Origin of the sequence: Burkholderia sp. BCC0322 (assembly GCF_902833045.1) — a bacterium.
Lineage (GTDB): Bacteria > Pseudomonadota > Gammaproteobacteria > Burkholderiales > Burkholderiaceae > Burkholderia.
In genome coordinates, this window is sequence record NZ_CADFDU010000009.1 from 94,816 (window position 1) to 108,475 (window position 13,660).

Consider the following 13,660-nt stretch of genomic DNA (forward strand, 5'->3'; position numbering starts at 1 on the left):
GCGTCGCGGGACGGGATGTTGGACAGCCTCTTGAAATTTCCGCTTCTTGCGCTATGTTACGGATCGCCAAGGCAGTCGCGCTAAGCGCTGCGTGTTTCGATTTGTTTGTCTGCGGGGTTTCCCACGGGCAGGCGAACTGGAGCGCGTGGTTCCGTTCGCCTCTCGTGAAGGGCCCCCGATTCAAGGAGCCAGTCATGAGCGATCTTCTCTTCGGCACCGATCTGCTGGGCGAATTCGACCGCCTGCAACGGCAGATGGCCAGCCTCTTCGCGGGGTATCCCGCCAGCCTGCGCGCCACGCGCAGCGAAACCTTCCCTGCGGTGAACATCGGCAGCACCGACGACAGCATCGAGATCGTCGCATTCGCGCCGGGGCTCGATCCGGCCGCGATCGACGTCTCGATCGACAAGGGGCTGCTGACGATCAGCGGCGAGCGCAAGCCGCCCGAGTCGAATGAGGACGCCGAAACGCGCGTCTATGCGCGGGAGCGTTTCATGGGCGCGTTCCGGCGGGTCATCGAGTTGCCGCAGCACGCCGATCCGGACAAGGTCGATGCGCGCTATGTGAACGGTTGCCTGACCATCAGCGTCGGGCGCTCCGAGGCTTCGAAGCCGCGCGCCATTGCCGTCCAGTGACGGTTGATCCAGATACCTAACGAACGGAGGACATCATGAACGACAGCAACGAACTGACGACGCGCGGGGCCGGCACCGACGTTGCCGGCCCGGCCGGCGAGGCGCCGGCGAAGCCGCTCACCCGTGTCGCGCCCGCCGTCGACGTCTTCGAGGACAACCGCGGCATCACGCTGTACGCGGACTTGCCGGGCGTGCCCCGCGAAAAGCTCGACGTGCAGGTGCGGGACGGCAACCTGACCGTCGAGGCCGAAGCCGTCATCCCGACGCCGGCCGGACTGCGGCTGCAGCACGGTGAAGTGCGTCATCCGCGCTTCTGGCGGGCGTTCACCATCAGCCCGGACTTCGACGTCTCGCGCATCGATGCGCAACTTCGCGACGGGGTGCTCAAGCTGACCATTCCGCGCCGCGAGGAGGCGAAACCGCGACGCATCCAGGTGAGCGTCGGATAGGCCGGCGCACCGGCACCGCACGGACCGGCGCAGCACCGCGCACCGGGCTGCGCCGGCGGGCACGGCCGACCGCCGGTGGTCGGCCGTGCGATGCCGCGGGCGGGGGCAGGCCTGCACCCCGCGGTTGGCTTTCGCGCCCCGCCGCGACTCGCGATTCCCTCGTTGACAGGAAATGGACATGCTCAGCCCACACGAATTTGCGACCCTGATGCTGGTCCGCGAGGCGCCGGACCAGATCGACCTGCACCGAACCGAGCTCGACGCGCTGCTCGAGCGCCAGCTGGTCATGCTGGAGCATGGCGCCGCGGGCAGGCGCCATGCTTACCTGACGCACAAGGGGCGCCGGTTTCTCGACGCGCTTCACCCGGGCAGCACGCCGGGGCCCGCGCATGCCGGCATCGTCGGGCCGCCGGTTTCCGGCATGCATCCCGACGCATGACGATGCCGGCCTGACGCGCGCCGAGCCGGCGTGGCAACCGGCCGAAGCCGGCGCGGACGCGGACGGGGTGCCGGCGACGCTGCCCGCGCACACTATGCATGAACGGCTACGCGATACCGGGTGGTCTGTCGATAGACGGCGCCCGGATAAAGGATCACGTCGTCGCGCAGGCCCGCCATGTTGACCTGATCCGGAAAGCCGCCCGCCTCCACGCACAGCGCCGCGTGTCGCGCGCAAAGCGTGCCGCCGCTCACGCGCACGCCATCGAGATAGTTTCCGGTATAGAGCTGCAGGCCGCGCTGGTCGGTCGACACGATCAGTTCGCGGCCGCTTTCCGGATCGTAGATGCGCGCGACGGGCCGGACCTCGTGCGCGCCGCCGCCCAGTACGAAGCAGTGGTCGAAGCCGCGCGCGCGAGCCAGTTGCGCATGCGGCCAGTCGAGGCGCGCACCGATCGGCGCGCTTTGACGGAAATCGAACGCGGTGCCCGTCACGTCGGCCGTGCCGGTCGGGATCAGCGCGTCGTCCACCTCGAGGAACGCGTCGGCGTCGATGTGCAGCAAATGGCCGCGCACATCGCTGCCCGGGCGCCCGCTCAGGTTGAAGTAGCTGTGATTCGTCAGGTTCAGCGGCGTCGGTGCATCGGTCCGCCCCACATAGTCGATCGTCAGCGTGCCGTCGTCGTCGAGCGTGTAGCGGACCTGCACGCTCACGTTGCCGGGGAATCCCGCATCGCCTTCCGGCGAATCGAGCCGCAACGTCAGCCCGCCGCAGTCGTCGATCACGTCCCAGCGCGCACGATGAAAGCCGTTCGCACCGCCGTGCAGCAGGTTGCCGTTCTCGTTGCGGTCGAGCAGGTAGTCGACACCGTCGAGCTCGAAGCGCGCACCGGCGATCCGGTTCGCCCATCGGCCGATCGTCGCGCCGAGGTAGGCGCCGGATTCGAGGTACTCGGCCGGCGTGTCGTGTGCGAGCACGATGTCGGCGAGACGCCCCGTGCGGTCGGGGGCGAGCCACGACACGACGGTCGCGCCGAGATCGCTGACGCCGACGCGCATCCCGTGCGCGTTGCGCAGCGTGTAGCGTCGCACGGGTTCGCCGTCGGGCAACGTGCCCCACGGCTCGGACTGCACGCGGGCCACGCCGGGCGTCAGGTGTGAAGAAGCGGTATCGATATGCATGGGTGGAGTCAGAGTGGCGGCGGGCGTCAGCATGGGGCGGCCGCGCGTTCCTGGAATTCGCGCGGCGTGCAGCCCAGCTCGCGCCTGAACACTGCGTACATGTACTGAAGCGACGTGAACCCGCAACGGATCGCCACTTCCGCGCTCGACGCCTGCCGGCCGGCGAGCAGCGCCTGCGCGGCCTCGAGCTTGTGACGCAGGATCTCCTGGTGCACGGTGCGCTGCAGTTCGCGCCGAAAATGCTCTTCGAGCAGCGAGCGCGATACGCCGACATAGTCGGCGACCTGTTCGGTCTTGATCCCCTGGCACGCGTACTGGCGAATGAAATGCCGTGCACGCATCACGTGCGGGCTCGCCAGCGGCTGGTGGCGGGTCGACTCGAGCACGTTGATGCCGACCGGCGGCACGAGAATGCGCTGCCCCGGAAAGCGCGCGCCGCGCAGCATCCGGTGCAGCAGGTGCGCGGCGGTACGGCCCATTTCCTCGGTGCCCTGGATCACCGACGACAACGGAATGCGCGTCAGCGTGCGCGTGAGCGGATCGTTGTCGATGCCGATGATCGCGACCTGTTCCGGCACCGCGATGCCCGCGATCAGGCACGCTTGCAGCAGGTGCCGCGCGCGCGCATCGGTGACCGCGATCACGCCGACGGGTTTCGGCAGCGCATGCAGCCAGCCGATCAGCTGCTCGATGGCGTGATTCCAGCCCGAGGCGCTCGTCGACAGCCCGCGGTAGATCGGGGCGTCCAGCCCGTCGGCGCGCGCGAGCCGGTCGAACGCGAGCTCGCGCTGTTGCGCCCAGCGGTTCTCCTGCGCGACCGGCAGGCTGTACATCGCGAAATGCGCGAGCCCCGCGCCGATCAGGTGCGTGTAGGCGAGCGACACGAGCTTCGGGTTGTCGGTCGCGATATAGGGGACATCGTCCGGATACTGCGCGAGATCCTCGTACGACGAGCCGACCGCGACGATCGGCAGCGGCGAGCCGGCGAGTGCGTCGGCGACGGCGGGATCGTCGAAGTCCGCGATGATGCCGTCGCCGTCGAAGCGCTCGATGCCGGTGAGCCGGCAGCGGAAGTCGTCTTCGAGAAACAGGTCCCACACGACGCGCGTCGTGTGCAGGTACTGGCCGATGCCGCTGATGATCTCGCGGTCGTAGACCTTGTTCGCGTTGAACAGCAGCGCGATGCGATGCGGTGTCTGGGCGGAAGGGGCGCGTGTCATCTCGATCTCGGGGGCGCGCGTCGGGGCGACGCCGCGCCGTTGTCTCCGGGGCGCGCCCGGGGCGGCGGCGCGCGATGGTCTGGTGTTCGGCGATTGTAGGACGGAACGTGCGCCGCACGCAGCGGCTGGCAAGAAACATTAAGCGTGCTGCGCAATTTCGCAATTGCCGGCCGGCAGGCGCACAGGCACGATCCAGCCAACCGAATTCGGCCGCGTGCGTCGCCGCGACGCGCGTTGCGCTGCAACAAGACCATGCACGGAGACGCCATGTCGCATTTCGAACACATTCCCGCGATTCGCTACGAAGGCCCGCAGTCGGACAATCCGCTGGCCTATCGCCATTACGACCCCGAGAAGCGCGTGCTGGGCAAGACGCTCGCCGAGCATCTGCGGATCGCGGTGTGCTACTGGCACACGTTCGTATGGCCGGGGAACGACATGTTCGGGCAAGGCACGTTCCGGCGGCCGTGGCAGCAGCCGGGCGACGCGCTCGAGCGGGCGCGGCAGAAGGCGGACGCGGCGTTCGAATTCTTCACGAAGCTCGGCACGCCGTTCTATACGTTCCATGACACCGACGTCGCACCGGAAGGCGACAGCCTGCGGGAATATGCGGCCAATTTCGCGCGGATGGCCGACTATCTCGGCGAGCGTCAGGAGGCAAGCGGCGTGCGGCTGCTGTGGGGCACCGCGAACCTGTTCTCGCACCCGCGCTTCGCGGCCGGCGCCGCGACGAACCCGAACCCGGACGTGTTCGCGTGGGCCGCGACCCAGGTGTGCCACGCGCTCGACGCGACCCACCGGCTCGGCGGCGAGAACTATGTGCTGTGGGGCGGGCGGGAAGGGTACGAGACGCTGCTCAATACCGACCTGAAGCGCGAACGCGAGCAGTTTGCCCGCTTCCTGTCGATGGTCGTCGAGCACAAGCACCGGATCGGCTTCAAGGGCGCGCTGCTGATCGAGCCGAAGCCGCAGGAGCCGACCAAGCACCAGTACGACTACGATGTCGCGACAGTGCACGGCTTCCTCGTGCAGTACGGATTGCAGAACGAGATTCGCGTGAACATCGAGGCGAACCACGCCACGCTTGCCGGGCATTCGTTCCATCACGAGATCGCGAATGCGTTCGCGCTCGGCGTGTTCGGCAGCGTCGACGCGAACCGGGGCGATCCGCAGAACGGCTGGGATACCGACCAGTTCCCGAACAGCGTCGAGGAGCTGACGCTCGCGTTCTACGAAATCCTGCGCCACGGCGGCTTCACGACCGGCGGGATGAACTTCGATGCGAAGGTGCGGCGCCAGAGTGTCGATCCGGAAGACCTGTTCCACGGCCATGTCGGCGCGATCGACGTGCTTGCGCTCGCGCTCGAACGCGCGGCCGTGCTGGTCGAGAACGACCGGCTCGAGGCGCTGCGCCGGCAGCGCTACGCGCAGTGGGACGACGCGTTCGGCCGCAAGATCCTGTCGGGCGGCTATACGCTCGAGTCGCTCGCGGCCGATGCGCTGGCGCGCGGCGTGGCCCCGCGGCACGCGAGCGGCGCGCAGGAACGGCTCGAGAACATCGTGAACCAGGCGATCTACGGGCTGCGCTGACGCCATGTTCATCGGACTCGATCTCGGCACGTCGGGCGTGAAGGCGGTGCTGCTCGACCGCGACGGCGCGGTGCGCGCGAGCGCGAGCCGCCCGCTCGCGGTGAACCGGCCGCGGCCGCGCTGGTCCGAGCAGGCGCCGCTCGACTGGTGGGACGCCGCCTGCGGCGCGCTCGCCGCGCTCGTCGCGGATGCGCGCGCCGCGGGCATCGATTCGCGCGACATCGCCGCGCTCGGATTGACCGGCCAGATGCACGGCGCGACGCTGCTCGATGCGCATGGCGCCGTGCTGCGCCCCGCGATCCTGTGGAATGACGGCCGCGCGGACGCCGAGTGCGCGGAACTCGAACGGCTCGCGCCCGCACTGCGCGCGGTGGCCGGCAACGTCGCGATGCCGGGCTTTACCGCGCCGAAGCTGCTGTGGGTACGTCGTCACGAACCCGGCGTGTTCGCACGCATCGCCCAGGTGCTGCTGCCGAAGGACTATCTGCGCTACCGGTTGACCGGCGCATTCGCGACCGATCCGTCGGATGCCGCCGGCACGCTGTGGCTCGACGTCGCGAAGCGCGACTACGACGACACGCTGCTTGCCGCATGCGGGCTGTCGCGCGCACAGATGCCGGCCGTGTTCGAAGGCAATCGTGTCACCGGCACCCTGCTGCCGGCCGTCGCGCGCGCGCTTGGGCTGCGCGAGATCCCGGTGGTGGCCGGCGGTGGCGACAACGCGGCCGGCGCGGTGGGGGTCGGCATCGTGCGGCCCGGCGATGCGCTGCTGTCGCTCGGCACGTCGGGTGTCTATTTCGCGGTGTCCGACGGGTTTCGCGCGAATCCCGAATCGGCCGTGCACAGCTTCTGTCATGCGCTGCCGGATACCTGGCACCTGATGTCCGTGATGCTGAACGCGGCAGGCTGCGTCGACTTCACCGCGCAACTGGCCGGTTACGACGGCGTGGCGGCGCTGCTCGACGATGCGCAGGCGAATGCTCGTGCGACCCGGCCGTGGTTCCTGCCTTACCTGAGCGGCGAGCGTACGCCGCACAACGACGTGAATGCGAAGGGCGTGTTCTATGGGCTCGTGCCCGACACGCAGCGGGCGGATCTCGCGAACGCGACGCTCGAAGGCGTCGGATTCGCGCTGCTCGACGGAATCGACGCGTTGCATGCGGCGGGGCTCGCGCCCGACAGCATCACGGTGATCGGCGGCGGCTCGCGCAGCGCGTACTGGACGCAGATGCTCGCCGATCTCGGCGGCCGCGCGCTGACCTTGCGCGCGGGCGGCGAGGTGGGACCCGCGCTGGGCGCCGCGCGCCTTGCGCATCTCGCGCTCGAACCGGATGCGCCGCGCGGCGACGTGTGTCCGCAGCCGCCGGTCGTCGCGGTGCGCGAACCGGACAGGGCGCGCCACGCGTGGTATCGCGACGTGCGGCGGCCGACGTTTCGCGCGTTGTATCGCGCGCTCGAACCGGTGTTTGCCACAGGCGCTTGACGTGCGGATCGCCGACGCGATTCCCGTCGCGCGATGCCGTGTTGTGCAGTGACGCGATGCGGGCGGCGCAGTTCCGCTGCCGCCCGGCGTTCGTGAGGTTGTCCGATAACAAGGAGTGGAGACATGAGATCCGTGACGCGTCGTACCGTATTGAGTTCGCTTGCCGGCGCCGCTGCGCTGGCGATCCTCGCGCTGGGCACGCCGCTCGCGCACGCGAGCAAGGACAAGCCGGAAATCGGCTTCTGCATCGACGACCTGCGCGTCGAGCGCTGGTCGCGCGATCGCGACTATTTCGTCGCGGCCGCGACGAAGCTCGGCGCGAAGGTGTCGGTGCAGTCGGCCGACGCGAGCGAGGAGCGGCAGATTTCCCAGATCGAGAACCTGATTTCGCGCGGCGTCGACGTGATCGTGATCGTGCCGTTCAATTCGAAGACGCTCGGCAACGTCGTCGCCGAAGCGAAGAAGGCCGGCATCAAGGTCGTGTCGTACGACCGGCTGATCCTCGACGCGGACGTCGACGCGTACATCTCGTTCGACAACGAGAAGGTCGGCGAGCTGCAGGCGCAGGGCGTGTTCGATGCGAAGCCGAAGGGCAACTACTTCCTGCTCGGCGGCGCGCCGACCGACAACAACGCGAAGATGCTGCGCGAAGGCCAGCTGAAGGTGCTGAAGCCCGCGATCGATCGTGGCGACATCAAGGTCGTCGGCCAGCAATGGGTGCCCGAATGGAGCGCGTCGACCGCGCTGCGGATCGTCGAGGATGCGCTGACCGCGAACAACAACCGGATCGATGCGATCGTCGCGTCGAATGACGGCACGGCCGGCGGCGCGATCCAGGCGCTCGCCGCGCAGCATCTGGCCGGCAAGGTGCCGGTGTCCGGGCAGGACGCGGATCTCGCGGCGGTCAAGCGCGTGATCGCGGGCACGCAGACGATGACTGTCTACAAGCCGCTCAAGCTGATCGCGAGCGAAGCGGCCAGGCTGGCGGTCGATCTCGCGAAGGGTGCGAAGCCTGCGTTCAATGCGCAATACGACAACGGCAGGAAGAAGGTCGATACGGTGCTGCTGCAGCCGACGCTGCTGACCAGGCGCAACGTCGACGTCGTCGTGAAGGACGGCTTCTATACCCAGGCGCAACTGGCGAGCCAGTAACGGCGCGACGCGCGGGCCATCCACCGGTGCGCCCGCGCGCATCCTGCGAGGCATGAACGAATGACGGAACCCTTGCTGACGATGCGCGGCATCGTCAAGGCGTTCGACGGCGTGAAAGCGCTCGACGGCATCGACCTCACCGTGCGGCCCGGCGAATGCGTCGGACTGTGCGGCGAGAACGGCGCGGGCAAATCGACGCTGATGAAGGTGCTGTCGGGCGTCTATCCGCACGGCACGTGGGACGGCGAAATCCGCTGGGAAGGCGCACCGCTCGCAGCATCCGGCGTGCGCGACACGGAGCGGGCGGGCATCGCGATCATCCACCAGGAGTTGATGCTCGTCCCCGAACTGTCGGTTGCCGAGAACATCTTCCTCGGCAACGAGATCACGCTGCCGGGCGGGCGCATGCACTTCGCGGCGATGGTCCGGCAGGCCGAGTCGCTGCTGCGCGAGTTGCGGATCGACACGATCAACGTCGCGCAGCCGGTGATGAACTACGGCGGCGGCCACCAGCAGCTGATCGAGATCGCGAAGGCGCTGAACAAGCATGCGAAGCTGCTGATCCTCGACGAACCGTCGTCGTCGCTGAGCGCCGCCGAGACGCGGATCCTGCTCGACATCGTGCGTGACCTGAAGCGGCGCGGCGTCGCGTGCGTGTACATCTCGCACAAGCTCGACGAGGTCGCGGCCGTGTGCGACACGGTCACCGTGATCCGCGACGGCCGTCACGTCGCGACCGAGCCGATGCGCGCGCTGACGACCGACTGCATCATCGCGATGATGGTTGGCCGCGAGATCCGCGACCTGTATCCGCGTGAGCCGCACGAGATCGGCGATGTCGTGCTGGAAGCGCGGAACGTGATCTGTCACGACGTGACGAACACGCGCCGCAAGCGCGTCGACGACGTGTCGTTCAGCGTGCGGCGCGGCGAGATCCTCGGCGTCGCCGGGCTCGTCGGCGCGGGCCGCACCGAGCTGATGCAGGCGATCTTCGGCGCGTATCCGGGCGCGTGCACGGCGACCGTGCGGATGAACGGCCGGGTGCTGTCGATCCGTTCGCCGGCCGACGCGATCCGCGCCGGGATCGCGATGGTGCCCGAGGACCGCAAGCGCCATGGCATCGTGCCGCAACTCGGCGTGGGCCACAACATCACGCTGGCGGTGCTGCAGCGCTTCGCGGCGCGCGGGCGCATCGACGCGGCCGCCGAACTCGATGCGATCCGCACCGAGATGCAGCGGCTGTCGGTACGTGCCGCGCATCCGTTCCTGCCGATCGCGAGCCTGTCCGGCGGCAACCAGCAGAAGGCGGTGCTTGCCAGGATGCTGCTGGCCGAGCCGCAGGTGCTGATCCTCGACGAACCGACGCGCGGCGTCGACGTGGGCGCGAAGGCGGAGATCTACCGGCTGATCTTCGCGCTGGCAAAGCGCGGCGTCGCGCTGGTCGTCGTGTCGTCGGAGCTGCCCGAGGTGCTCGGGCTGGCCGATCGCGTGCTGGTGATCGGCGAAGGCGAGCTGCGCGGCGATTTCATCAACCAGGGCCTCACGCAGGAACAGATTCTCGGCGCCGCGCTGAAACCCGCGCGGCGGCCGACCGACCCCACCGCAGCGAGTGCGACATGAATTCCGACCTTTCTTCCTCGACTCCCGCGACGCCGGATGCACAAGCGCGTCGACCCGCCGGCCGCGCAGCGGGGCTTCCGTTGCGCCAGGTCTTCGTGCGCTACAAGGTGCTCGCGCTGCTGTTCGCGGTGGTCGCGATCTGGGTGTTCTTCTCGGTGTTGACGGACGGCGCGTTCGTCACGCCGCGCAACGTATCGAACCTGTTGCGGCAGATGTCGATCACCGGGATGCTCGCGTGCGGGATGGTGTTCGTCATCATCGCGGGCGAGATCGACCTGTCGGTCGGCTCGCTGCTCGGGCTGCTCGGCGGCGTCGCCGCGATCCTCGACGTCAATCGCCACTGGCCGGTCGCGGTGACGGTGCCGGTCGTGCTCGCGCTCGGCGTGCTGATCGGGCTCTTCAACGGCTGGTGGTCGACCTATCGGCGCGTGCCGTCGTTCATCGTCGGGCTGGGCGGGATGCTCGCATTTCGCGGAATCCTGCTCGGCGTGACGGGCGGCTCGACGATCGCACCGGTGTCGGACGGCTTCGTGTTCATCGGGCAGGGCTATCTGCCGCGCATGGCCGGCGACGGCCTCGCGGTTCTGCTGTTCGTGCTCGTGACGCTGCTGGTGGTGCGGCAGCGCGGCACGCGGCGGCGCTACCGGCTCGCGGTCGCGCCGCCGTGGCAGGACGGCGTGAAGATCGCGGGTGCGGGCGCGGTGCTGTTTGCGTTCGTCGCGACGCTCGACCGCTATGGCGGCATTCCGGTGCCGGTGCTGTTGCTGCTCGCGTTGCTCGGCGTGTTCTCATGGATCGCGACGCAAACTGTATTCGGCCGGCGCGTTTATGCGGTCGGCTCGAACCTCGAGGCGACGCGCTTGTCCGGCGTCGATACCGATCGCGTGAAGCTCGCGATATTCGCGCTGATGGGCTTGATGTGCGCGTTTGCCGGCCTCGTGAACACGGCGCGGCTGGCGGCGGGTTCACCGTCCGCCGGCACGATGGGCGAGCTCGATGCGATCGCGGCGTGCTTCATCGGCGGCACGTCGATGCGCGGCGGATCGGGCACGGTCTACGGCGCGTTGATCGGCGCGCTCGTGATGGCGAGCCTCGACAACGGCATGTCGATGCTCGACGTCGACGCGTACTGGCAGATGATCGTCAAGGGCGCGGTGCTGGTGCTGGCCGTGTGGATCGACGTGGTATCGCGATCGAACCGGCGCTGACGAACCTGTCGGCCGCGAGACGACGAGAAGACGACCATGGAAAGAAACACGATGCGCGTGCCGGACGCTTTCACGCCGGCGCAGGCAACGCACGGGGAACCGCATGCCGGTTCCGTGCTGGGCCTCGGTGATCCACGCGACCGGCGGGTCATCGCGGATGCGCTGCGGGCGCTGCTGCGCGAGCGTTCCGAAGCGCTTGCATTCGCGATGCGTGTCGCCGACGAGTGCGGTCGCGGCCGGCCCGATGCGGCCGATTTCGCGCTGAGCGACATCATTCGGCTCGCGCGTGCCGTCGAGCGGATCGAGCGGGAAGGGGCGTCGACGCACGATGGCGTACCCGCCAGGGCGCGCTGAAAGTCGACGCTTGCGACCCGCGAGCCGGGCGGTGCACGGGGCCGGCAGCGGACTTCGCATGCCGTGCATTCAACCGCGCGACTTGGCCCGTTTGAGCGCTCGGGCGACGAATCCCGCGCATCCCCGGCGAAACCGCACGGTTTCTTGCGCCGCCGCGCGAGCGACCCGGCCCGGCCCCGAGGTCGCTGCCGAAGCCGCCCGTCGGCGCCGCCGCACCGATCGATGGCCGATGCCGGCTACGCCGCCGACAGCGTGATCGACACGCCCGTCGCGGTATAAACGGGCGTTGCCTTGAACCCGTCGACCGTCACCGTCGAGAACTTCGCGGCAGCCGCCGCGCCGTCGATCAGCGCGATGGTGTCACCGGCCTTCGGCGCGTAGCCGTTCACGAACTTCACGTGCAGCGTGCCGCCCGCGACGGTGAGCGGGCCGCCCACGCGCAGGCGTCCGCCGCCGTTGCCGTCGATGTCGAGTTCGAGCGTCGTGCCGTCGAGCTGCGTGTAGCGGGTCGCGATCGTCACCGGCGCGCCGGCCGCGATCCTCACGCTGCCGCCCGAGCCGACGTACACGTCGCCTGCTCCGAACGCCGTCGTCGACGCGGCCGCCAGCGTGCCGCCGCTGACCTGCGTGCCGCCCGTGTAGCGGTTGTTGCCCGCCAGCGTCAGCGTACCGCTGCCTTGCAGCGTCAGCTTGCCGGCGCCTGCGATGTCGTTGCGCCACAGGTCGGCCGCATTGAGCCCGCCCTGCGACGCATCCATCGACACGATCACGTTGCCGTTGAACGCGCCGTAGCCGTCGGCTGCCGCGAACAGGTTCAGGCGCCCCCAGCCTTCCGCGTCGTCCATGACCGGATAGCCGGACGGCAACTCGGTGGTCTTCAGCACGACGCGCCGCTGGTCGGCGTTCAGGTACGGGAAGCGCGTCTGCAGCAGGATCTCGGCGCCCTTCGGCACGACCGGCGGCGCGTCCGTCGATTCGATCGCGCCGAAACCGAACGTCAGGCGGCGCAGGAAGGCGGCCTTGTTCGTCGCGTAGTCGGCGAACCGGTCGGTTGCCGCCGTGCCGGTGTGCGCGAATGCGGAGAACGTCGTGGCGGTCGTCCCCGTCAGTTGCTGCAGCGTCTGGTGGGCTTGCGTGAAGGCGGCCTGCGCGTCGCCGGCGTACGCGGTCAGGTTCGCCGCGCTGACGGCCAGCGCGAGCATGCGGCCGCCGATCACGTCGAGCGGCGAGTGCATGCCGGCGAGGATCCGGTTCTCGCCGAGTTCGAGGCCGCGGCTGACCATTTCCTGGAAACGTTCCGGCACGAGCCACGCCATCGTCGTCGCGTCACGCATCGCTTCCGCCTCGTGGCCGCTGATGAAGCCGCCGTCGGTCGCGGGCGTCGTGCTTTCCGCCGGAACGAGCGTCGGCGCGACCACCACGCTCGTGCTCCAGCGGTACGGGCGCGCATATTTGAAGAAGCGCTTGGCGGGTTCGGTCGACGCGTTGTTGCCCATTTCGTTGAGCAGGTCGACGACTTTCCCGAAGCTCGCGTTCGTGCTGCTGCCCACGCCGACGTTGTTGCCCGAGTCGTTGTAGAGCACCGACGTCGCGTCCGCCGGAATGCTGGTGATGCTGGTCGTCTGCTGGGCCGCGGTGCGCCACGCCGCCGTGAGCGGGCCCATGCCGTCGGTCACGCTGAAGCCCTTGCCGCGCCGGTCGTCGTAGTACGCGGCATCGGCCTGCTGCTGCGTGCGGGCGGTCGTCGCGTTGATCACGTACTGCACGTTGGCGGACAGCACAGTGTCGTTCAGGATCGTGCCGCACGGTGCGCCGCTGCCGGGCAGCCCGGAGCAGGTGGACGGCGAGATGGCCGGAAACGCGCCGTTCGCCGGCGCGCTCACGCCCGCGTCGACCAGCATCGTCGACGGCTGCCAGAGATCGAGAAAACGGCTCACCACGCGCACCGCGGCGTTGGTCGACAGCGTCGCATAGCGCGCATCGCTACGCTGGTTGGTCGCGATGTTGTCGACGAACGCGGGCACGCTCGGCACCGGGGCGTTGTCGACGAAGCCGGGGTCGGCGGGCGGCGCGGGAACGGCTGCGGCCATCGTGCCGGTCGACACGACATCGTCGCCGCCGCCGCAGGCGGCCAGGACGATCGCACTCGACAACGCTGCAACGTGCAGCGGGAAACGGCTTCGTGATGCAAACATGCAAGACTCCATCCTGATGATTGAAGATGGCGAATTGTGGTGTTGGATCGTTACGTGGCCGTTACGAATTTGTTTCGCATCGAATGTAATGCGCGCGAATTCCCACTATCTGGTTAATTCCCGGTGCTGAACAT

Annotated in this window: 12 protein-coding genes; 9 read left to right on the forward strand and 3 right to left on the reverse strand. The window is 68.7% G+C overall.

Annotated features, from left to right (window positions below):
• The first annotated feature begins 194 nt into the window (after positions 1–194).
• From HWX39_RS23815 to HWX39_RS23825, 3 genes are all read left to right on the forward strand, one after another.
• Complete coding sequence (locus HWX39_RS23815) at positions 195–635, forward strand: Hsp20/alpha crystallin family protein (RefSeq protein WP_113194430.1); 441 nt, start codon at positions 195–197, stop codon at positions 633–635.
• A gap of 35 nt (positions 636–670) precedes the next feature.
• Entirely contained in the window at positions 671–1,084 is a 414-nt protein-coding gene (locus tag HWX39_RS23820) for an Hsp20/alpha crystallin family protein (protein WP_175951843.1), read from the forward strand.
• A 178-nt stretch (positions 1,085–1,262) separates the two neighbouring features.
• The gene (locus tag HWX39_RS23825) at positions 1,263–1,523 is read left to right on the forward strand and encodes a hypothetical protein (RefSeq protein WP_175970254.1); all 261 of its coding nucleotides are present in this window, start codon (positions 1,263–1,265) and stop codon (positions 1,521–1,523) included.
• 92 nt (positions 1,524–1,615) lie between these two features.
• On the opposite strand, the gene HWX39_RS23830 is transcribed toward HWX39_RS23825, so the two are convergent.
• Positions 1,616–2,704 (reverse strand): aldose epimerase family protein, encoded by a 1,089-nt coding sequence (locus HWX39_RS23830; protein ID WP_175970255.1) that lies wholly within the window; start codon positions 2,702–2,704, stop codon positions 1,616–1,618.
• A gap of 26 nt (positions 2,705–2,730) precedes the next feature.
• Positions 2,731–3,924, reverse strand: coding sequence for a DNA-binding transcriptional regulator (locus HWX39_RS23835; protein ID WP_175970256.1), 1,194 nt, complete (start codon positions 3,922–3,924; stop codon positions 2,731–2,733).
• A 267-nt stretch (positions 3,925–4,191) separates the two neighbouring features.
• Between HWX39_RS23835 and xylA the strand changes: the two genes are divergently transcribed.
• From xylA to HWX39_RS23865, 6 genes are all read left to right on the forward strand, one after another.
• Positions 4,192–5,514: a xylose isomerase gene (gene xylA, locus HWX39_RS23840; protein ID WP_175970257.1), complete on the forward strand. Its 1,323-nt coding sequence runs from the start codon at positions 4,192–4,194 to the stop codon at positions 5,512–5,514.
• A 4-nt stretch (positions 5,515–5,518) separates the two neighbouring features.
• Entirely contained in the window at positions 5,519–6,997 is a 1,479-nt protein-coding gene (gene xylB, locus HWX39_RS23845) for a xylulokinase (protein ID WP_175970258.1), read from the forward strand.
• A 123-nt stretch (positions 6,998–7,120) separates the two neighbouring features.
• Positions 7,121–8,149 (forward strand): D-xylose ABC transporter substrate-binding protein, encoded by a 1,029-nt coding sequence (gene xylF / locus HWX39_RS23850; protein ID WP_175970259.1) that lies wholly within the window; start codon positions 7,121–7,123, stop codon positions 8,147–8,149.
• 60 nt (positions 8,150–8,209) lie between these two features.
• Complete coding sequence (gene xylG, locus HWX39_RS23855; RefSeq protein ID WP_175970260.1) at positions 8,210–9,769, forward strand: D-xylose ABC transporter ATP-binding protein; 1,560 nt, start codon at positions 8,210–8,212, stop codon at positions 9,767–9,769.
• Positions 9,766–10,977: a sugar ABC transporter permease gene (locus HWX39_RS23860; RefSeq protein ID WP_175970261.1), complete on the forward strand. Its 1,212-nt coding sequence runs from the start codon at positions 9,766–9,768 to the stop codon at positions 10,975–10,977. Before xylG ends, HWX39_RS23860 begins: the two co-directional genes overlap by 4 nt.
• Positions 10,978–11,013: 36 nt before the next feature.
• Positions 11,014–11,331 (forward strand): hypothetical protein, encoded by a 318-nt coding sequence (locus HWX39_RS23865; RefSeq protein ID WP_175970262.1) that lies wholly within the window; start codon positions 11,014–11,016, stop codon positions 11,329–11,331.
• Positions 11,332–11,567: 236 nt separating this feature from the next.
• Here the strand turns inward: HWX39_RS23865 and HWX39_RS23870 are convergent, their stop codons facing one another.
• Positions 11,568–13,526, reverse strand: coding sequence for a phosphatase PAP2 family protein (locus HWX39_RS23870; protein WP_175970263.1), 1,959 nt, complete (start codon positions 13,524–13,526; stop codon positions 11,568–11,570).
• Between the last annotated feature and the right edge of the window lie 134 nt (positions 13,527–13,660).